Source organism: Streptomyces sp. NPDC021749, assembly GCF_040640655.1.
Lineage (GTDB): Bacteria > Actinomycetota > Actinomycetes > Streptomycetales > Streptomycetaceae > Streptomyces.
Genome location: NZ_JBFACE010000032.1, coordinates 36,113 through 56,611, shown reverse-complemented (window position 1 = coordinate 56,611; position 20,499 = coordinate 36,113). Strand labels below are relative to the sequence as shown.

Sequence of the window (20,499 nt, the reverse complement as noted above, 5' to 3'; positions counted from 1 at the left end):
GAGGGCCGGAGCGTTTCGCTCCGGCCCTCGGCTTTTGTGCCGTGCCGTAGCGGTCACGGGCTTCGGTGCGGGCCGGCCGGTGTGAACCTGCCGGCCGGGCCGGGTGCGACCGTTCAGGACGAGAACAGCATGTGGCCGAGGCCACGGTGATGACCGTGGTGTCCATGGTGGCCGTGGTGCCCGTGGTGCGGGGCGCCCCAGGCGGGGGCGGCGGGGTAGGCCTGCGGGGCGGGCGGCGGCGGGGCCTGCTGGACCCACTGCGACTCCAGGCGGGTCAGCGCCTCCAGCTCCCCGTAGTCGAGGAAGATCCCCCGGCAGCCGGCGCACTGCTCGATCTGGACGCCATTGCGGTTGTACGTGTGCATCGGTGCATGGCACTTGGGGCACTGCATCGTCGGCTCAACTCCTGTCGTTCACTGCCGCTCGGCGCGGCGCCACCGGAACGTCCTTCCGGTGGCGTGGGGTTCAGCGTACGACGGGCCCGTCGGATGCCAACTGCTGCGGCAGGGACACCATCCGGGCGCAGGCGTCGATGACCGCGGTCGTGGCCTCGTCCAGCGCGCGCTCCCCGGTGACGGCCTTGGCGACGGCGAGCGCGGCGGTCTGCACGGTCAGGGCGCGGGCGGGGACCTCCAGCTCGGGCCAGGGGTCGCCGTCGGGGCGCAGGGCCGGTCCGCCCGCAGCGCGGTAGGCGGTCAGGAACCGCGTCCAGATGTCCGGGGCGAGCAGGCCGGTGGCGAACCAGGCGGCGGGACGGGCCAGGTCCCAGGCACCGTCGCCGAGGCCCAGGTCGTCGACGTCGATCAGGAGCCAGCGGCCGCCGGTGGCCGGGTGGCGGACCAGTTGGCCGAGGTGGAGGTCGCCGTGGCAGAGGGAGGCCGCCCGCGGGGGCGACGCCTCGCCCCGGGCCCAGGGCGGCAGCCCGTACCAGGCCCGTTCGACGGCCGCGGCGGCCGCGCGCAAGGGCCCTGGGACGGCCTCCCAAGGCGCGTCCTCCACTGCGGTGCGCAGCCGGGCCAGGGCGCGGACGGCCTTGGCGGGGCCGCGCATCGGCGGGACCGGGCCGGGGAGTTGGCGCGGATCGACGGAGTGCAGCCGCGCCAGCAGGCGGGCGGCGTCCTCCCAGGGCGCCGCGTCGGGGTCGTCGGGCGCGACCGGGGTGCCGTACGGCCAGCGGGTGAGCGCCCGGCCGTCGTCGGTGAGGGTGAGGAAGCCGCCGGGGGCGGTGAGCGGGAGCGGGGGCAGCAGGATCCCGTGCAGGAGGGGGTGCGCGGCGATCCGCAGCCGGGCGGCGAGGTCGTGGGGGTCGGCGTCGGGGGCGTGCGCCTTGGCGACCGTACCGCCGCTGCGGACGACCGTGCCGTCGGGGCGGTCGGCGAGGACCTGGGGGCGGTCCGCTGCGGGGGCGGGGAGGGGCTCTGTGGGTGTCCGGGGGTGGTGGGCGGACGTTTCGGGGTGGTTGGTGAGTGCCTCTGGGGCCGGTGGGGCGGGTGGGGTGCGGTCGGGGGCGGAGGATGCGGCGAGGGCGGCGAGGCGGGCGGCCAGCGGCGTGGTCATCGTTCCCCTCCCCCGGGCCTGGTCGGTGTGGGGGCCTTGCCCGGGTGGGCCCGAGGGGATCGTACGCGGCGGGGCGGGCGGGGCGTTGCGGGTGACGGCGTACGTGGGAGAGGCGGGAGGGGCGGGCGGGGCGTTTGCCGTGGCGTGGTGCGCGGGAGGCCCGGGGGGGGTGTTGTGGTGGCGTGGGTACGCGGGGGGGGCGCGTGGCGAGTCGCGCTTCGGTGGGTGGGTGGGTGTGGAAGCTCGACGGCCGGGCATCTCCCCAGATGCCCGGCCGTTCATGCCGTCCGCCGCACCCCCGTCCCCACGGGGTATTCGGCCGGAGGTCCCCGTCCCGGGCCGCTCTCCCGGGCCCGGGGCGCCGCTCAGCGCCCCAGCATTCCGGCCACGGACGACGCCTGTGTGATGACGGCTTCCCAGCCGCCGAAGACCACGGCGAGCAGGATCGCCAACGGCAGCACCATGACCACCGCGACGAGGGGATGCCGGGTGCCCGAGGACTGGTGGCCGCCGAGCGCCGCGGCGACCTTGCGCCCCTGCGCCCGAAGGGCCGTCCGTCCTGAGGTCCGTTCCATCGTCCGCTCCCGTCGTCTCTACAGCGGCGGGCGTCTGACCTCGGGGGACGAGTGCTGCGCCCGCCGCTTGATGACCACAGTAGGCACCCGGCGGAAGGCAGGCGTCATGCCGTCGTACCTATTGGGCGGCCTCCGGGAGGATGACGGGACGGGCCGTCATGTACTCCCCTGGGTGGAGAAAATCCCTCGGGACTCCGGGACATCCCCCAGGGGTAGCCGTCGGGGCGCAGGTCCGCGGTCCGCCGGCCGGCGGTCCGCATGCGTGACCTCGCTCACGTCGGCGGCTTCCGCGCGCCCCGCCGCCCGACAGCCGCCGGCCACCGCGCACGCCGCCGTCGTCCGCCGCCGGAAGCCGCACCCCGTATCTCCGGCATCCGGCCTTGATCCTCTTTCATCGCGCCAATCCCCCTTATGTGGGCCATCATTGGGCGCGCGGGGTGAAAACGCCGCCGCCGCACGCCCCTTTCCCCTCCCGCACTCCGAGGATCGCACCCGCCACCGACAATCCGCTTGCCGACGCATGCGCGGCCTCTCAGCACAGCGAGCCGTCAATCCGTAAGCTGTGCCACGTCAGACGGTTGGCAGCGGAGGGGCCTCCCACCGCAGGTAGGGGACGGACATGGCGATGATGCGGCTCCGGCGCGAGGACCCGCGTGTCGTCGGGACGTTCCGGTTGCACCGCCGGCTCGGCGCGGGCGGGATGGGCGTGGTCTACCTCGGCTCGGACAAGCGCGGGCAGCGGGTGGCGCTGAAGGTGATCCGGCCGGACCTGGCGGAGGACCAGGAATTCCGCTCGCGGTTCGCCCGCGAGGTCTCGGCGGCCCGCCGGATCCGCGGCGGCTGCACGGCGCGGCTGGTCGCGGCCGATCTGGACGCGGACCGCCCGTGGTTCGCCACCCAGTACGTCCCCGGCCCGTCGCTGCACGACAAGGTGAACGAGGAGGGGCCGCTCTCCCCCGCGCAGGTCGCGTCCGTCGGTGCGGCGCTCTCCGAGGGGCTGCTGGCCGTCCATGACGCGGGGGTCGTGCACCGCGACCTGAAGCCGTCCAACATCCTGCTGTCCCCCAAGGGCCCGCGCATCATCGACTTCGGCATCGCCTGGGCGACCGGCGCGAGCACGCTCACTCATGTCGGCACCGCCGTCGGGTCACCGGGCTTCCTGGCGCCGGAACAGGTACGCGGGGCAGCGGTGACCCCGGCCACCGACATCTTCGCGCTGGGCGCCACACTGGCGTACGCCTGCACCGCGGACTCCCCCTTCGGACAAGGGAGTTCGGAGGTCATGCTGTACCGGGTGGTGCACGAGGAGGCGCAGCTCGGCGGGGTGCCGGACGCGCTGGCGCCGCTGCTCGCGTCCTGCCTGGCCAAGGATCCGGCGGACCGGCCCAGCACCCTGTCGCTGTCATTGCGGCTCAAGGAGATCGCGGCCCGGGAGGCGCACGGTCTCTCGGGCGGTCTCTCGGGCGGCCTGTCGGGTGGTCTGTCGAGTGGTCTGTCGGGCGGCCTCCTGCACAACGGGTCCGGCGGTGGGGCCGGATGGGGCCGGACGGATCGCCGTCCGTCGGACCGGCCGACCGGGCGGCGGGCCGAGGAGTACGCGCGCCAGCGCACCGAGCGGCGGACGGCGGGCGGCTCCGCGCCGCGTCCGCATGCGTCGCGTCCGCCGGCGCCCCGGGACGGGACCGCCGGGCGGCCGGGCGGTCCGGCTTCCGGTGCGGGTGCGGGGGCCGGTGCCGGTGCCGGTGCGGGCACCGGCGCGCGGAAGAATCCGCGTACCGCGGGGCGGAACGGCCGACGTGCCCCGGCGGCGCGGCCGACGGGGCGAAACGGTTCGCGCACCCCGGTCCGTACGACCTCGGGCGGCCGCCGTCCCGGCCCCGACCGCCGGCTGCTGCGCCAGCGGGTCATCGTGTTCGTCGTGGTGACGCTGCTGGTCGCGCTGGGGATCGCGGCGGCCCAGGGCTGCCAGGGACCGGCCCGCGGGATGGGAGCGGGTGCCGCGGAGCGGCTGGCTCCGGTTGCACCGGCCGGGAGCCCGGCCGCTCCGGGTGAGACCGGATGACGCGGGGCGGGGGCGCGGACGCGCGGTAGGCGTGCGGGGGCGCGGACGGCGGCGTCCCCGGGGCGGGGCGGGGCGTGGCCTTCTTGGGTGTGGACTTGGGCTTGGGCTTGGGCTGGGGTTTTACGGGCGTGGTCGGGGGCGGCGGGCGGCCCTTAGGGGTGGGGGAACGGATCCCCTAAGGGGCGCGAGCGCCCCCTCGGGGCCGACAACGTGGTGGGGCTGACGGGTATTCCCGGGGGAACGGCGTCATGACGGGGGCCATGACGGTGAGCCAGGTGCAGTTGGGCCCAGTCCGGGCCGTAGGGCGCATACAGCCCGCACGGCCCGTACCGTCCGAGTGGGCCGCGCCCCGACATCACCGCCTGGAGCGCCCCCGCCCCGCCCGTACGGCCGGTACCGGCTAGGCCGGCGGGCGGCCCGACGTCACCGCGTAGAACGCCACCGCTGCGGCTGCGCCGACGTTGAGGGAGTCGACGCCGTGGGCCATCGGGATGCGGACCCATTCGTCGGCGGCGCGCAGGGCGCCGGTGGTGAGGCCGCCGCCCTCCGCGCCCAGCATCAGGGCGACGCGGTCCAGCGTGTGCGGGGCGGCCTCGTCGATGCCGGTGGCCTTCTCGGCGGGGGTGAGGGCGAGCAGTTTGAAGCCCGCTTCCCGTACGACGGACAGGTCACGGGGCCAGCTCTCCAGACGGGCGTACGGGACGGAGAAGACCGCGCCCATGGAGACCTTCACCGAGCGGCGGTAGAGGGGGTCCGCGCAGTCCGGGGAGAGCAGCACCGCGTCCATGCCGAGGGCCGCCGCGCTGCGGAAGATCGCACCGATGTTGGTGTGGTCGTTGACGGCCTCCATGACCACGATGCGGCGCGCGTCGCCGAGGAGTTCGGCGGCCGTGGGCAGCGGGGTGCGCTGCATGGAGGCGAGCGCGCCGCGGTGGACGTGATAGCCCGTCACCTGTTCGGCGAGGGCCGGGCTGACGGCGTAGACCGGGGCCGGGACCTCGTCGATGACGTCGCGCATGACGTCGACCCACTTCGAGGAGAGCAGCATCGAGCGCATCTCGTAGCCGGCGTGCCGGGCGCGCCGGATGACCTTCTCGCCCTCGGCGATGAAGAGTCCCTCCGCGGGCTCGCGCCGGCGCCGCAGTTCGACGTCGGTGAGGCCGGTGTAGTCGGCCAGCCGCGGGTCGTCCGGGTCGTCGACGGTGATGATTTCTGCCACGAGGAGATAGTGCCTTGTCGGGGTCGGGGTTCCAATGCCGGAGGGAACGAATCGGCTGGGGTGGACGGGGGTGGGCTGGAGTGATTCTCTCTGATCCGGTCCGAGAAGGTCCGGATCGGCCTGAATCAGTCTGATCCGGTCTGATCCGGTCCGCTCCAGGAGACGCCCCGCAGCCGGCCGTGATGGGCGCGCGCCGGCCGTCGGTGGGCGCGGGTCAGCCGGCCGTGGTGGGCGCGGGTCAGCCGGCCGGGGTGAGCGTGCCGATGGTGACGACGTCGCCGATGACGATGACCGCCGGCGGCCGGACGCCTTCGGACCGGACCGTCTCGCCGAGGGTGGCGAGGGTGGCGTCGACCCGGCGCTGGGTGGCGGTGGTGCCCTCCTGGATGACGGCGGCCGGAGTGTCGGCGGGGCGGCCGTGCTCGACGAGTGTGGCGGCGATGGCGCCGCTGTTCTCCACCCCCATGAGGACGACCAGGGTGCCGCGCAGCTTGGCGAGCGCGGGCCAGTCGACCAGGGACCGCTCGTCGTCGGGGGCGACATGGCCGCTGACGACGGTGAACTCGTGGGCGACGCCGCGGTGGGTGACGGGGATGCCGGCGGCGGCGGGCACCGAGATCGTGCTGGAGATGCCGGGGACGACCGTGCAGGGGATGCCGGCCTCGGCGAGCGCCTGGGCCTCCTCCATGCCGCGGCCGAAGACGAACGGGTCGCCGCCCTTGAGGCGGACCACGGCCTTGCCGGCCTTGGCGTGCTCGATCAGCGCGTTGTTGATGGCCTCCTGCGCCATGAAACGGCCGTACGGGATCTTCGCGGCGTCGATGACCTCGACGTGCGGCGGCAGCTCGGCCAGGAGGTCGCGGGGGCCGAGGCGGTCGGCGATCACCACGTCGGCCTCGGCGAGGAGGCGGCGGCCGCGCACGGTGATCAGGTCGGGGTCGCCGGGACCGCCGCCGACCAGCGCCACGCCGGGGGTGTGCGGGTGGCGGTGGTGCGGGGCGGCGATGCTGCCGTCGCGCAGGCCCTCGACGATGGCGTCGCGTACGGCGGCCGAGCGGCGCGGGTCGCGGCCGGTGAGGACCGCGACGGTGACGCCCTCGCTGCGCCCGGTGGCCGGGGTCCAGGCGGTGGCCGCCTCGGCGTCGTCGGCGCGTACGCACCACACCCGCCGCTCCTCGGCCTCCTGGGAGGCGGCGGCGTTGGCCTCGGGGTCGTCGGTGGAGATCAGCGCGTACCAGGCCTCGGCGAGGTCGCCGGAACGGTAGCGGCGGCGCTCCCAGCGGATCTCCCCGGCGTCGGCCATCGCCTCGACGGAGGGGGTGGCGGACGGGGAGACGAGCAGGACGTCCGCGCCCGCGGCGACGAGCGAGGGGAGGCGGCGCTGGGCGACCTGTCCGGCTCCCAGGACGACCACCCGGCGGCCGGACAGCCGCAGTCCGACGGGGTAGGCAGCGTGTTCGGCGACGTGCTCGGCCATGGCGGGGCGGCTCCTTGTGCGGATGGTGCGGGTTCGAGACCGGCTCAGTCGCTGCGGCTCTGGAGCGGCTGATCAGGGATGATACGACCCTCGGGGCGTACGGCCCCGGCCCACAGCCTAGGGGGCTGCGGGCCGGGGGTCATGCGGGGCGGCCGCGTTCCGGCCGCACCGCATCAGCTCTTCTCCGTCACTCCGGCGGAGTCGAAGGTGGCGACCTCGTGCATGGCGCGGGCCGCGCTCTGCACGACGGGGAGGGCCAGCAGGGCACCGGTGCCCTCGCCGAGGCGCAGGTCGAGATCGACGAGCGGGCGCAGGCCGAGCTTGTTGAGGGCCGCGACATGGCCCGGCTCGGCGCTGCGGTGACCGGCGATGCAGGCGGCCAGCGCCTCGGGGGCGATGGCGCGGGCCACCAGGGCGGCGGCGCCGGCGCTGACGCCGTCGAGGATCACCGGTGTGCGCAGCGAGGCGCCGCCGAGGATCAGGCCGACCAGGGCCGCGTGCTCCAGGCCGCCGACCGCGGTCAGCACGCCGACCGGGTCGGCCGGATCGGGCTGGTGGAGCTCCAGGGCGCGGCGGACCACGTCGACCTTGCGGGCGTGCGTCTCGTCGTTGATGCCGGTGCCGCGGCCGGTGACCTCGGCCGGGTCGACGCCGGTGTAGACGGCGATCAGCGCGGCGGAAGTGGTGGTGTTGGCGATGCCCATCTCGCCCGTGAGCAGCGCCTTGTTGCCGGCCGCTACGAGGTCGCGGGCGGTCTCGATGCCCACCTCGATGGCCTTGAGGACCTCGTCCTGGGTGAGCGCGGGGCCCTGGGTGAAGTCGGCGGTGCCGGCCCGGACCTTGCGGGGCAGCAGGCCGGGCGTGGCGGGCAGTTCGCCGGCCACGCCGACGTCCACGACGCACACCTCGGCGCCGACCTGGTTGGCGAAGGCGTTGCACACCGCGCCGCCGCCCAGGAAGTTGGCGACCATCTGGCCGGTGACCTCCTGGGGCCAGGGGGTGACGCCCTGGGCGTGCACGCCGTGGTCGCCGGCGAAGATCGCCACGGCGGCCGGCTCCGGGATCGGCGGCGGGCACTTGCGGGACAGGCCGCACAGCTGCGCGGAGATGATCTCCAGCATGCCCAGCGCGCCGGCGGGCTTGGTCATCCGCTTCTGGCGCTCCCAGGCCTCGCCGAGCGCCTTGGCGTCCAGCGGGCGGATGCCCTGGAGGGTTTCCTGGAGGAGGTCGTGCGGGTTCTCGCCGGGCAGCGCGCGGCGGCCGTAGGTCTCCTCGTGGACGACCCAGGACAGCGGGCGGCGCTTGGACCAGCCGGCCTGCAGCAGCTCGGGCTCCTCGGGGAACTCGTCGACGTAGCCGACGCACAGGTAGGCGACGACTTCGAGGTGCTCGGGCAGGCCCAGTTCGCGGACCATCTCGCGCTCGTCGAAGAAGCTGACCCAGCCGACGCCCAAGCCCTCGGCGCGGGCGGCGAGCCAGAGGTTCTCCACCGCGAGCGCGGAGGAGTACGGGGCCATCTGCGGCTGGGTGTGCCGGCCGAGGGTGTGCCGGCCGCCGCGGGTGGAGTCCGCGGTGACGACGATGTTCACCGGCGTTTCGAGGATCGCCTCGATCTTCAGCTCGCGGAACTGCTTGGCGCGCGCCTTGGGCAGCGACTTCGCGTACGCGTCGCGCTGCTGCATGGCGAGCTGGTGCATCTTCTCGCGGGTCTCGGCGGACCGGATGACGACGAAGTCCCAGGGCTGGGAGTGGCCGACGCTGGGGGCGGTGTGGGCCGCCTCCAGGACGCGGAGCAGGACCTCGTTGGGGATCGGGTCGCTGCGGAAGCCGTTGCGGATGTCGCGGCGTTCGCGCATCACGCGGTGGACGGCGGCGCGCTCGGAGTCGTCGTAGCCGGCGGCCGGGGGCCCGGCCGGGACCTCTGCCTCCTCGGGGGCACCGTCGGCGGCGTCGGTCTCCGGGGCTGCCGGCTGGGCGTCGGCGGCCTGCGGCTGTTCGGCCGCCGGGGTCGCGTCGGGCTCCTGCGGCTGGTCCTCGTCCGCGCCCTCACCGCGCTGGAGGAGCGCCTCGGCGTCCTGCTGGTGGGGGGCCTCCTCGGCGGCCTCGGCAGGCACCTCGACGGCCTCCTGGGTGTCGGCGGGGGCCTGCGGCTGCTCTCCGGCGGACTGCTCGGCGGTTGCCTGGGCCGGGATGTGGACGACGCCGGGCTGGGCCGCGGCGGTGGGCTCGGCGGGGGCGTCGGCCGGGGTGGGGTCGGGCGCCTGTGCCGGCTCCGCCGCCTCTTCGCCTGCTGCCGGTGCGGCCGGTTCTTCGACCTCTGCGGTGGCTGCCTGCTCGGCGGCTGCGTGGTCCGGGGTGGCCGCGGCCTCCGGCGCCGGGGTGGCCTCGGGAGTCGCTGCCGCCTCATCAGGAGTGACGGCCGCGGGATCGGGGGACGCGTCGACGGGGGTGTCCGGCGTGGCGTCCGCGGCGGGTGCTGCGGACTCGGCGGCCGGGGCCGCCTCGCCCTCGGGGGCGTCCGTGGCGGCAGGGGCGGCCGAGGTGTCAGGGGCGACCGCCTCGGGCGGCTCTATGACGGCCTGCACCTGCTCGACGGGGGTGACCTCCTGCTCGACGGGCGCGCCGTCCTCGGCCACGGGGAAGGCGACGGGACCCTGCGGCGGCGCGACGGCCTCGGGAGCAGCTGCCTCCGGAGCGACGGCCTCGGGCTGGGGGGCGGCGTCCGCCTCGACGTTCCCTTCCGTTGCCTCGGCCGCACCCTGCTCAGGAGCGTGCTGAACGTCCTGTACGGGCGCTTCCGGGGCGGCGGGCGCTTCCGGGGCAGCGGGTGCGTCCTGCTCCGGAGCTTCCTGTGCCGGAGCGTCCGGGGTCTGGGCGGTCGTCTGCTCCACCACCGGCGCCTCCGCCGCCGGCACCTCCGCCGCCGGCATCTCCTGCGCCGGGGCCTCCACGGCCTCGGCCGGTTCGGTCTCCGCAGCGGCAACTGCCGGGCCGTCCGCGGCCGCTGCCGCCTCCTCGGCGACGCCCTCCGCGGGCTGTACCACCGGCTGGGGCTGTGCCTGCGGCTGCGCCGCGGGCTGCTGTTCGGCGGGCTGCTGCTGCTCGGCGGGCAGTTCGGGGTCCTGGGCGACGGGCTGCGCAACCGGCTGGGCGGCTTCGTCCGCCGGCGCGGCAACCGCCTCCGCGGGCGCAACCGTTTCCGCGGGCGCAACCGTTTCCGCCACCGGTACTTCCGCCACCGGTGCCGCGTCAGCAACCGGGGCCGCTTCCGCGGCCGTTGCGGTCTCCGCGACGGGCGACACCTGGTCGGCCACCGAATCCTGGTCAGACACCGAAACCTGGTCAGACACCGGCACGTGTTCGGCCGCCGGAACCTGGTCGGCCGCCACGGCCGGTTCGGGAGCCTCCACCGGCTGGGGCGCGGGTGCCTGGGCGGCCGGGGCCGCCTGGACCGAGGCGTCGTTCCAGGCCGGCATCTGGGCCGGGATCTCGCCGAGCTGCGGGCCGGGCAACGGGCCCTGGCCGGCGGCCCCGTAGGTCTGCTCGGGGGAGAACTGCCCACCGTAGGAATGACCGCCGTACGTCTGCTCCACGTACGGCGCCGCCTCGGGCTGCGACGGCGGCTGCGGTTCGGCGTACGCCGGGGCCGGGGCCGGCTGGGCGGCCGCGGCTTCCGGGGCCACGGGCGCCTGGGCGGGGGCGGCGGCGTCGAAGTACTCGGGGGCGCCGGCGGGCGGGGCGGCGTGCCGGGCGGGGGCGGGTGCGTCGGCGGGGCCGCGGTCGGCGAGCGAGCGGACCACGCCGCCGGTCGCGTCGGGCACCGGCGGGCCCATGTGCAGCGGGCGGCGGGTGGGCGCGGAGGCGCGGGCCCGGTCCGGCTGCTGGGGGGCGGCGGGCTGCGGGATGCGGACCGCGCTCAGGTCGACGGAACCGGAATCCCGGCCGCCGCTCTCGTGGTCGCCGGCCTGGGCGGGCATCGGCTCGTAGCCGGTGGCTCCCTGGACGGCGGCGTCGAACGGCACGCCGGACTGCGGCTGCTGGGCCGGGCCCTGGTGGGGCTCGTGCGGCAGCGGCTGGGCCGCGGGCTGCTCGCTCCAGGCACCCTGGGCGCCCGGCATGAGCAGCAAGTCGTCGTCCTCGACGCCGGGGTCGGTCTGGTCGAGGTAGGGGTAGTCGCCCTGAGGGGTCACCATGCCCGGCAGCTCCGTGGGTCCGGCGTCGGCAGGGGAGGGAGCGGCCGCCGGCTGCGGCTGCCCGGGATGTCCGCCTGCGTTCTCCGGCTGTCCCTCGCCCGGGACCTGGCCGGTGTCGGTCATGCGTACCCCTCGCCCATTGGTAGTGCTCCTTCCAACCGCTCGTGCGACACGCTCGACCGGGGCGCCCCGACGCCCCGATAGCTAGAACGAGCGAGCACGCCTCGCGGCACGTCCGCGCTCACAGCTTCATATTCGTCCAAAACCACGGCATTTTCCGGATATTGGCGTACGAAGCCGAACGCGGAACGGCGGCGCAACGATCCGCCAGCCTACCTCGCGCGGGTTGCCTTCCTGGTCACGGGTGAGGAACGCGATACCCGCTGAGCAAAAACACCACGGACCGCTCGCGTTCGACCCAGACGGAGGTGTCCAGGTCCACGGACTGCAGCAGGGCGCACTCGACGTCGTACCCGCCGTCCGCCAGTGCCCGGCCGAGCAGCTCGGCCTCGTCGCGGGTCGCGGCGTGGGTGACGATCCGTTCGGGACGGCGGGCCGCGCACGCGGTGACCACCTCCGCTCCCCCGCCCCCGATCCGTACCACGTCGGGTTCGGGCAGGTCCTCCAGGATCTGCGGCGCCCGCCCGTGCACGACCTGGAGTTGGACGCCGTGCCGGCGGGCGACGGCGGCGGTGCGCCCGCAGGCGTCCGGGTCGGCGTCGACCGCGATGACCGCGGCGCCGAACCGCGCGGCCTCGACGGCGGCGGCTCCGCTGCCGGTGCCGATGTCCCAGACCAGGTCGCCCACCCGCGGCCCGAGGCGGGCGAGTTGGGCGGTGCGCAGCTGGACGCTCTCGCCCTCGGCGAGGGCGCCGCCGTAGGCGCGGTTGGGCAGTCCCCAGCCGCGCGGTCCGGTCGGGTGACCGACCTCGTGGCCGGCGATCCAGCCGGTGCCCTGGGCCGCGGCGCCGCCGGGTGAACCGCCGACGACGATGACGACGTTGGGGTCGCGCCAGACGTGGTCGGCGGCCTTGTCGGATGTGAGGACGGTCACCTGCTCGCGTTCGGTGCCCAGTTCCTCGCAGATGACGAAGGTGCGGTGGACGCCGCTGAGCAGCAGGGCGAGTTCGGCGGGGCCGGCGCCGGGCGAGGTGAGGACGGCGACCTTGGTGTGAGCGCGGCAGACGTTGACCGCGCGGCGCAGGTCGCGGCTGTGGGCCACCACGATCTGGGCGTCGTCCCAGGGCATGCCGGCCCGGGCGAAGGCGGCCGCGACGGAGGAGACGGCCGGGACGACCTCGACCTCCAGGCCGTGCTCGGGGGCCCGCAGGGTGCGGACGACGCCGAAGAATCCGGGGTCGCCGTCGGCGAGGACGACGGCGGTGCCGCGGTGCTGGGCGATCCTGCGGGCGGCCAGGGTGACGCTGCCGAGCCGGATCCGCTCGGCGTGCGGCGGCACTTCGGGCAGTGCGAGGTGGTGGGCGGCGCCGGCCACGAGTGTGGCGGCGCCGAGGGCGGAGCGGGCGGCGGCGGTCAGCGGAGAGCCGTCCCATCCGATCACCGTGACCCGGTCGGCCATGCTCGTCAGTCTCCTGGGGCTGCTGTGGGTACGCGGGCGGGGGCGGCCGCGGGGTGGCCGCGGGCCGGTGGCGCGCCGCTGTGGTGCGCCGGACGCAGGTCCGCGCTGGTCGCGCGGGTGCGCGGGTGCGCGGCAGGGCGAGAGTACCCCGAGAGGTACGGACCTGGGCGCCGGCGTGGGTCAGTTCCACTCGGGGTAGGTGAATCCGTTCGCGTCGGCCATCCGGCCGGGGACCCCGTCGAGGTCCTCGGGCAGCAGGCTCCAGACGATCAGATCGGTGCGGATGTCCGTCCAGCCGCCGTCCTCCGTGCGGCTGCGGGCTATCCAGGCGTTGCGGAGCACGCCCTCGCTGATGCAGCCGATCTTCTGCGCGACCTGCTGGGAGGCGGTGTTGTCGGCGGCGGTGCGCAGTTCGAGGCGTTCGAACCTCTGGTCGTAGAAGAGCCATTGCGCGACCGCGAGGACGGATTCCGAGGCGTAGCCCTCACCGCGGGCCCAGGGGGCGGTGACGTAGCCGATCTCGGTGGAGCGGATGCGCCAGTCGGTGTGGTCGAGGTGGAGGGTGCCGACCAGGCGCTGGGTGAGGAATTCGGTGACGGCGAGGGCGAGGCCGCGGCCGGTGGTGCGCAGTGCGGCGGCCTTGCCGGTGGCCCAGGCGCGGGCCTCGGCGGTGGTGTAGGGGTGCGGGAGCGCGGTCCAGGCGGTGACCAGCTCGTCGGACATCATCTCGGCGAGGGCGGGGACGTCGGCCTCTTCGAAGGGGCGCAGCACCAGCCGGTCCGTGCTGAGGGAGATGTCCGGAAAGGTGGGTGTCATGCCGCTGCTCCAACGCCGTTGACCGTGGGTGCTCCGGGACGTCGCGGGATGGTTCACCGCGAGGTCACGGGCCGTCTGACCGTCTTGAATGCACCAGCATGCAGCATGGGCCGGTGGGTGTGCCACGCGCCCGGGCCCCGGCCGCGCGGGGTGCGCTGCCGGGGCCCGGTGGTGGCCGGTCGGGGTCAGGCCTTGGCGGGACCGAAGGCGGGGATGACCGAGCCGTCCTTGTACTTGTCCTCGATGAACTTCTTGACCTCGGGGGAGTTCAGGAGCTTGGCCAGCTTCTTGATCCGCGGGTCGTTCTCGTTGCCCTTCTTGACGGCGAGGAAGTTGGCGTAGGGGTTGTCCTTGGCCTTCTCCAGCGCGAGGGCGTCCTTGGAGGGCTTGAGGTGGGCGCCGATGGCGAAGTTGCCGTTGATGATGGCGGCGTCGACGTCGTCGATGCGCGGCGCGGTCTGCGCGGCCTCCAGCTCGGTGATCTTGACGCCCTTGTCGTCCTTGACGTCGGTGAGCTTGGCGTCGGCGCCGACCCCGGGCTTGAGGGTGATCACACCGTTGTCGGCGAGCAGCTTGAGCGCGCGGCCCTCGTTGGACGGGTCGTTGGGGACCGAGACGGTCGAGCCGGACTTGAGGTCCGAGAGCTTGTGGATCTTCTTGGAGTACAGGCCGAGGGGCTCGATCAGCACGTTCTGGACCGGCACGATGTGGGTGCCGTTCTCCTTGTTGAAGGTGTCCAGGAAGGGCTTGTGCTGGAAGAAGTTGGCGTCGACCTGGCCGTCGTCGGTGACCTTGTTGGGGATCTTGTAGTCGTTGAACGGCTTGACGACGAGCTTCAGGCCCGCCTTGGCCGCCAGCTTGTTCTTGACGAAGTCGAGGATGGTGGCGTGCGGGGTGGGGCTCGCGGCGACGACGAGGGGGGCGTTCTTGTCGCTCTTGTCGCTGCTGGCGGTGGCGTCGGAGGGCGCGGAGCAGGCGCTCGCGCCCAGGGCGACGGCGGAAGCGGCGGCGACGGCCACGGTGATCTTGACGGTGTTGCGCACGAAGAGTGCCTCTTTCTTGTTTCCCACACGGGGTGTCCGTGTGCTGTCCGCCCGGCAAAGGGTCCGGGCTCTCGGGTGGTGCGGGTGACGCGGGTGGTTCGTGGGGTCAGGCGGCCTCGGTGACGGCCGCCGGCTCCTCGGTGCGGGCGCGGCGCAGGCCGACGCGTACGGGCGAGGAGGAGCGGGTGCCGCGGCCGGCGAGCCGGCGGACGACCAGGTCGCCGAGCAGCTGGATGGCGGTGACGAGGACGATCAGCTCGACGACGGTGATGACCATCAGCCTGGTCTCGTACTGCAGGTAGCCGTAGTTGTAGGCGAGGGAGCCCAGTCCGCCGCCGCCGACCGCACCGGCGATCGCGGAGTAGCCGATCAGCGTGATGACGGTGGTGGTGACGGCCGCGACCAGCGCGGGCAGGGCCTGCGGCAGCAGCACCTTGAAGATGATGGTCCAGGTGCCGCCGCCCATCGCCTGGGCGGCCTCCACCAGGCCGTGGTCGACCTCGCGCAGCGCGGCCTCGACGAGGCGGGCGAAGAACGGGATGGCGGCGATGGCCAGCGGTACGACCGCGCCGGTGGGGCCGATGGAGGTGCCGACGACGAGCCGGGTGAAGGGCATCAGCACGACGATCAGGATCAGGAACGGGAAGGACCGTCCGATGTTCACGACCGCGCCGAGGGCCTTGTTCACCACGGCGTTGTTCAGCAGGGCGCCGCGGGCGGTCAGGTGCAGCAGGATGCCGACGGGGATGCCGAAGAGGACCGCGTAGAACGTCGACCACCACACCATGAAGAGGGTGTCGAGGGTCGCGTCGTGGAGCAGCGGCTGCATCTCGGTCCAGCTCACTTGGCACCTTCCTTCTGGAGCGGGGCGGCGGCGGGCGCCGGAATGGCCGCGGCGGCGAGGTCGGAGGCGAGGTCGGCCACGTCGGCCACGTCGACCTGGAGGCCCTGCTCGCGCAGGAAGCCGATGGGGACGACGTTCTCCTCGAAGCGGCCGGGCAGCTCGATCCGCATCCGGCCGATCTGCTTGCCGCCGACGGTGTCCATGGCGGCGCCGAGGATCGAGATGTCGACGTTGTAGGTGCGTGCCAGCTCGGAGATGACCGGGCGGGTGGCGGCCGAGCCGTGGAAGGTGATGTCGACGACGGTGCGGTCGTCGGCCGAGGGCTCGCCGCCGACCGGGAAGAGCTCGCGGGCGAGTTCGGAACCGGGGGTGGCGAGCAGTTCGGCGACGGTGCCCTGCTCGACGACGCGGCCGTTCTTCATCAGGGCGGCCGAGTCGCAGATGGTCTTGACGACGTCCATCTCGTGGGTGATGAGGACGACGGTCAGGCCGAGCTGGCGGTTGAGGTCGCGCAGCAGGGTGAGGATGGAGCGGGTGGTCTCCGGGTCGAGGGCGCTGGTGGCCTCGTCGGAGAGCAGCACCTTGGGGTCGCCGGCCAGGGCGCGGGCGATGCCGACGCGCTGCTTCTGGCCGCCGGAGAGCTGGGCGGGGTACGCCGTGGCCTTGTCGGCGAGGCCGACCAGGTCGAGCAGTTCCAGGGCCTTGCGGGAGCGTTCGCGGCGGTCGACCTTGAGGATCTCCAGCGGCAGTTCGACGTTGTCCTGGACGGTGCGCGAGGACAGCAGGTTGAAGTGCTGGAAGACCATGCCGATGTGGCTGCGGGCGGCGCGCAGTGCGGCGCCGGCGCGCTGGCCCCGCCCGGCGAGGGCGGTCAGGTCCTGGCCGGCGACGGTGACCGTGCCGGAGGTGGGGCGCTCCAGGAGGTTGAGGCAGCGGATGAGGGTGGACTTGCCGGCGCCGCTCTGGCCGATGACGCCGTACACCTCGCCCTCGCGGACGTGCAGGTCGACGCCGTCCAGGGCGGTGACGTCGCGGTCTCCTGAACGGTAGACCTTGGTCAGGCCCGTTGTGGTGATCACAGGGAATTCCGTCACTGTCGAGTGCTCGGCGGTTCGCCCGCCGGGCACGGGGCATTCTTGCGAGTGCGGCAGGGGGGAACGGGAGCGGCGGCGGGCGCGGAGCCCGGCTCCTGGTTCCGGTGACGCGGGGCGGCCGCTGCGGTCGGGGACCGGTGCACGGCATGGGGTCTCGCTTCGGGGCGCGAGGCTCAGGCGGGGGCCCTCAGCGGTCACACATTCGACACATGCAACGAGCACCGGGCGTCAGGTTCGCCTCGGTCGCAGGGGTGCGGTTGCTCGTCGTGGTCATGGCGGCAAGTAAACCAGACGGCTGTGCGGGCCGATCAACCGTGTCCGTATTGCGGACATGGCTGACCGGCCCGTGGACAGGGCCTCATCCGGCCAGGGTGATCTCCACCGCCCCGTCCGTGGCCTGCGCGGATACCGCCGACAGGTCGGGGACGACGACATCGGCGGAGAGCTCGGCGGCCGGGTGCGTTGTGGTCAACGCCACGGTCGTCATGCCGGCCGCGCGGCCCGCCGCCAGCCCGGCCGGCGCGTCCTCGAAGACAACGCAGCGGGCCGGGTCCACGCCGAGCCGGCGGGCGGCCAGCAGGAACGGCTCCGGGTCGGGCTTGCCGCGGGTGATGTCGTCGGCGGATATCAGCTTCTTCGGCCGGATGCCGACCTCGCCGAGACGGGCCTCGGCGAGCCGCCGGGTGGCGGAGGTGACCACCGCCCACCGCTCGGGAGGCAGGCTCTCCAGGAGGGCCCGGGTGCCGGGCAGCAGCGTCACTCCCCCGGCGACGTCCTCGACCTCCAGCTGCTCGATCCGCGCCAGCGCCCCGGGCACCTTCCCGGCCGGGAGCAGATCGGCGACGATCTCGGCCGCCGGACGGCCGTGCAGCTCGACCCGGGCGAAGTCCTCGGCAGCGAGGCCGTACTCCTTGGCCCACCGGGTCCAGCAGCGGTAAACGGAGTCGAGGGACGAGATCAGGGTGCCGTCGTTGTCGAAGAGGAGTGCGTCCGCGTGGATCTTCATGGGGACCGAGCGTATGTGCGGCCCAGGGGCGGGCGCATCGGGCTTTTCGGCCCGTAATAGGGTCTCGGCATGCTTGATGCCCTGACGGCCGCGATCGGCGTGGCCGCGCTCGCGCTCGCCGCCTGGTGCGGCTTCGCCGCCTACCGGGACCAGCGGACCATGGACTGGCACTTCATCGGCATGGCCGTGGTGTCGCTGCTCGCCGTGGTGCAGCTGGTCGTCGGCATCGTCCAGCTGGCGCGCGGCGAGAAGCCCGCGCAGGGCACGACGATCTTCGTGGCGTATTTGCTCGGTGCGTTCGCCTGCGTTCCCGCGGCGGGCTTCATGTCCCTTGCGGAACGCAGCCGTTGGGGTTCGCTGACGGTGTCCGCCGGCGGCGTGGTGCTGGCCGTGCTCGAAGTGCGCCTGTTCGACATCTGGGGAGGCTGACGTGACGGCATCCGGCGAGGCCGGCCTGACCGCCGAGGAGGGTGCGCCGGGCACCCGCCGGAAGCTGATCGGCGGCCCCGGGATCCTGCTGGTCTGGCTGTACGGCGTGATGGTCGTCGGGGCCGTGTCGCGCTCGGTCTTCCAGATCGCCACGGACTTCGACCGGGCCCCGCTGGCGTACACGCTCTCCGCGCTCGCCGGCCTGGTCTACGGCTTCATCACCTACTCGCTCGTCCGCGGCGGCGACCGGGCCCGCCGGGCGGCCCTGGTGTGCTGTGCGGCGGAACTGGTGGGCGTGCTGATCGTGGGCACCTGGACGCTGGTGGAGCCGTCGGCGTTCCCCGACGCCACGGTCTGGTCGGACTACGGCAGGGGCTACCTCTTCATCCCGGTCCTGCTGCCGGTCACCGGGATGCTGTGGCTGCGCAGGGCGCGCACGGCGTAACGGCCGTCCCCGGGCGCGTGCGGCACATCGCCGGTGGACGGGCCCGCCCCCACAGCGGGCCCGCCCCCCTGCCGCGAGGTCGGCGGCCTTCGCGACACCGGCGGCCTTCGCGACTTCCGCGAGGGCCGCGACGTGCGACGTACGAGCCGCTACGCCTGGGCCACGAACTCCTCGGCCGCGGCCTCCTTCTCCAGCGTGACCACGTTCAGCCGCCGGCTGAGCTGCTCGGTGCCCACGGGCGCGTAGCCGTGGCTGCGGTACAGCCGCAGATTGCCCTCGCTGCGGTGGCCGGTGAAGAGGCGGAAACGTTTGGCCGAGCGCTCCTCGGCCAGCCGCTGCTCGACCGCGGCGAGCAGCCGGCCGCCGAGACCGTGCCGCTGGAGCCGGGGGTGCACGATGAGCTTGGCTATCGCCGCGGTGCCCGCCGCATCGACGGTGCCGCGCACGGATCCGACCACCTCGTCGCCGAGCCGGGCCACCAGTACGCAGCCCTCGCTCAGTTCGGCGCGCAGCGCGGCCAGTGTCTGGGTGAGCGGCTCGATGCCGTAGTCGTCGTACAGCGCGGCCTCCGACTGGTAGCAGAGGTACTGCAGTTTGAGGATCTGCTCGGCGTCCTCGTCGGTCGCCGCAGAGATGGTCACGCTCGTGCCCATGCGCGTATGCCTCCCCTTATTCGGTTGGCCCGGGCGCGCGAGGGTGAGAGGGGTGTGCGCCCGGACGTGGTGCCCTGACTTCCGGACTCCCCGGAATGTGGCGGCGGCAACCGCCGCCGGGAGCATTCTGCGCAGGCAATTGGGGCAAGCGGAACGGACCGGCACCGAGCTCTTCTGTGACATTCCCAACTCAGATGAGAGTTTCGGGGGAGGTCAGGGCCCGGTGCCGGTCGGTGGCCGGGCGGCCGGTCAGCCCTTGCGGAACTCCGCGGCGGCCAGCAGCGCGGTGTCCGGGTTGTCGGAGAACAGCCCGTCGATGCCGGTGCCGAGGTACGCCTTGAAGACGCCGAGGGCGTCGCCGTAGGCGTCGGGGTCGGTGCCGCGGCGGTAGTCGGCCGGCAGGAACGTGTTCTCGTTACGGACCGTGTACGGGTGCAGGACCAGCCCGGCGGCGTGCGCGTCCCGGACGACGGAGGTGGGCGTGCCGAGCTTGCCGTCCTTGTCCCGCGGGATGATCACGGTCAGGTCCGGGCCGATGCCCTCGGCGAAGCCGGCGATCCATTTCAGGCCCTCGGGCGTGACCAGGTCGGCGACGGTACGCGGGTCGCCCGCCTCGGTGAAGTCCCAGGGGCGGTCCTTCAGCGTGCCCAGCAGCACGACCTTGGGGCAGTCGACGAGCTCGCCGAGCCGCCGGATGCTGCCGGGCTCGAAGGACTGCAGGAAGTTCGGGGAGTTGCGGCGGTGCCGGCCGTGCGCGCGCAGGGCCTTGGCGAGGCGCTCCTCCAGGCCGAGGCCGAGCTTGCGGAAGTAGGTGGGGTGCTTGGTCTCGATGTGCAGCCAGACCCGGCGGCCCCGCTTGCGGCCCTCCCGCTCGGCCCACCCAAGGACCTCCTCGAAGGTGGGCACCTGCCACCGGCCGTCGTAGAGGGTGTTGTGCTGCCGGGTGCCCGGTATGCGCTCCTTGGCGCGCAGGGTCTTGAGCTCGGCGAGCGTGAAGTCCTCGGTGAACCACCCGGTCAGCTGCTGTCCGTCGACGGTCTTGGTGGTCCTGCGGTCGGCGAACTCCGGGTGTGCGGAGACGTCGGTGGTGGCCGTGATGTCGTTCTCGTGCCGGCAGACCAGATGGCCGTCCTTGGTGGGGACGAGGTCCTGCTCGATGACGTCCGCGCCCATGTCGAGGGCGAGTTGGTAGGAGCCGAAGGTGTGCTCGGGGCGGTAGCCGCTGGCGCCGCGGTGGCCGACGATCAGCGGGACCGGCAGTTCCCGGCCCGCCGTGCCGCTCCCGGCGGCGCTCGCCTGCCCGGCCCCGCCGAACACCGCCGCCCCCGCACCGAGGGCCGCCGCCCCCAGTACCGTCCGCCGTCCCGGCTGCTGCCGCTTCTGCATACCCACGCTCCTTGTTGTGCGTCGTCTCGTGCGGTCCGGGTCCGCCCGGGCGCTTCGGTGCTTCCGGGTGTTTTCCGGTCGGCGTCAAGGCGTGTTGCACGGGCACCCGTAGAACCGGGCC

General features: G+C 74.0%; 17 protein-coding genes. 3 read left to right on the top strand and 14 right to left on the bottom strand.

Going from position 1 to position 20,499, the window contains the following annotated elements:
• Positions 1-113: 113 nt before the first annotated feature.
• The 3 genes from AB0G35_RS27195 to AB0G35_RS27185 all read right to left on the bottom strand — a co-directional run bounded on the left by AB0G35_RS27195 (position 114) and on the right by AB0G35_RS27185 (position 2,132).
• A complete protein-coding gene (locus AB0G35_RS27195; protein WP_030813535.1) occupies positions 114-392 on the bottom strand; it encodes a zf-TFIIB domain-containing protein in 279 nt (92 codons plus the stop codon).
• Positions 393-465: 73 nt separating this feature from the next.
• Complete coding sequence (locus AB0G35_RS27190) at positions 466-1,557, bottom strand: phosphotransferase (RefSeq protein WP_360954810.1); 1,092 nt, start codon at positions 1,555-1,557, stop codon at positions 466-468.
• Between the two features lie 365 nt (positions 1,558-1,922).
• Complete coding sequence (locus tag AB0G35_RS27185; protein ID WP_360954807.1) at positions 1,923-2,132, bottom strand: hypothetical protein; 210 nt, start codon at positions 2,130-2,132, stop codon at positions 1,923-1,925.
• 619 nt (positions 2,133-2,751) lie between these two features.
• On the opposite strand from AB0G35_RS27185, the gene AB0G35_RS27180 reads away from it, so the two are divergent.
• Positions 2,752-4,194: a serine/threonine-protein kinase gene (locus AB0G35_RS27180; RefSeq protein WP_360954801.1), complete on the top strand. Its 1,443-nt coding sequence runs from the start codon at positions 2,752-2,754 to the stop codon at positions 4,192-4,194.
• Positions 4,195-4,594: 400 nt separating this feature from the next.
• On the opposite strand, the gene AB0G35_RS27175 is transcribed toward AB0G35_RS27180, so the two are convergent.
• The 9 genes from AB0G35_RS27175 to AB0G35_RS27135 form a co-directional block, all read right to left on the bottom strand.
• Positions 4,595-5,413 (bottom strand): RNA methyltransferase, encoded by an 819-nt coding sequence (locus AB0G35_RS27175; RefSeq protein WP_360954798.1) that lies wholly within the window; start codon positions 5,411-5,413, stop codon positions 4,595-4,597.
• Between the two features lie 238 nt (positions 5,414-5,651).
• Positions 5,652-6,890, bottom strand: a complete 1,239-nt coding sequence (gene cobA / locus AB0G35_RS27170; protein WP_360954795.1) for a uroporphyrinogen-III C-methyltransferase — start codon at positions 6,888-6,890, stop codon at positions 5,652-5,654.
• A 173-nt stretch (positions 6,891-7,063) separates the two neighbouring features.
• Positions 7,064-11,206 carry a nicotinate-nucleotide--dimethylbenzimidazole phosphoribosyltransferase gene (gene cobT / locus AB0G35_RS27165; protein WP_360954792.1) on the bottom strand — a complete coding sequence of 1,381 codons (4,143 nt, stop codon included), beginning with the start codon at positions 11,204-11,206 and terminating at the stop codon, positions 7,064-7,066.
• A 235-nt stretch (positions 11,207-11,441) separates the two neighbouring features.
• The gene (gene cbiE / locus AB0G35_RS27160; RefSeq protein ID WP_360954789.1) at positions 11,442-12,662 is read right to left on the bottom strand and encodes a precorrin-6y C5,15-methyltransferase (decarboxylating) subunit CbiE; all 1,221 of its coding nucleotides are present in this window, start codon (positions 12,660-12,662) and stop codon (positions 11,442-11,444) included.
• Between the two features lie 180 nt (positions 12,663-12,842).
• Positions 12,843-13,478 (bottom strand): GNAT family N-acetyltransferase, encoded by a 636-nt coding sequence (locus AB0G35_RS27155; RefSeq protein WP_360954786.1) that lies wholly within the window; start codon positions 13,476-13,478, stop codon positions 12,843-12,845.
• A gap of 185 nt (positions 13,479-13,663) precedes the next feature.
• Complete coding sequence (locus AB0G35_RS27150; protein WP_360954909.1) at positions 13,664-14,521, bottom strand: MetQ/NlpA family ABC transporter substrate-binding protein; 858 nt, start codon at positions 14,519-14,521, stop codon at positions 13,664-13,666.
• Positions 14,522-14,627: 106 nt separating this feature from the next.
• A complete protein-coding gene (locus AB0G35_RS27145; protein WP_360954783.1) occupies positions 14,628-15,365 on the bottom strand; it encodes a methionine ABC transporter permease in 738 nt (245 codons plus the stop codon).
• The gene (locus tag AB0G35_RS27140) at positions 15,362-16,444 is read right to left on the bottom strand and encodes an ATP-binding cassette domain-containing protein (protein WP_360954780.1); all 1,083 of its coding nucleotides are present in this window, start codon (positions 16,442-16,444) and stop codon (positions 15,362-15,364) included. Before AB0G35_RS27140 ends, AB0G35_RS27145 begins: the two co-directional genes overlap by 4 nt.
• A gap of 373 nt (positions 16,445-16,817) precedes the next feature.
• On the bottom strand, positions 16,818-17,465 hold the full coding sequence (locus tag AB0G35_RS27135) for an HAD-IA family hydrolase (RefSeq protein ID WP_360954777.1): 648 nt from the start codon (positions 17,463-17,465) through the stop codon (positions 16,818-16,820).
• A gap of 69 nt (positions 17,466-17,534) precedes the next feature.
• Between AB0G35_RS27135 and AB0G35_RS27130 the strand changes: the two genes are divergently transcribed.
• Entirely contained in the window at positions 17,535-17,894 is a 360-nt protein-coding gene (locus AB0G35_RS27130) for a hypothetical protein (protein WP_360954774.1), read from the top strand.
• Positions 17,895-17,919: 25 nt separating this feature from the next.
• A complete protein-coding gene (locus AB0G35_RS27125; RefSeq protein WP_360954906.1) occupies positions 17,920-18,339 on the top strand; it encodes a hypothetical protein in 420 nt (139 codons plus the stop codon).
• A 149-nt stretch (positions 18,340-18,488) separates the two neighbouring features.
• Here AB0G35_RS27125 and AB0G35_RS27120 read toward each other — a convergent pair whose 3' ends face one another.
• Positions 18,489-18,992, bottom strand: a complete 504-nt coding sequence (locus AB0G35_RS27120; protein ID WP_360954771.1) for a GNAT family N-acetyltransferase — start codon at positions 18,990-18,992, stop codon at positions 18,489-18,491.
• Between the two features lie 249 nt (positions 18,993-19,241).
• A complete protein-coding gene (locus tag AB0G35_RS27115; protein WP_360954768.1) occupies positions 19,242-20,378 on the bottom strand; it encodes a glycerophosphodiester phosphodiesterase in 1,137 nt (378 codons plus the stop codon).
• Between the last annotated feature and the right edge of the window lie 121 nt (positions 20,379-20,499).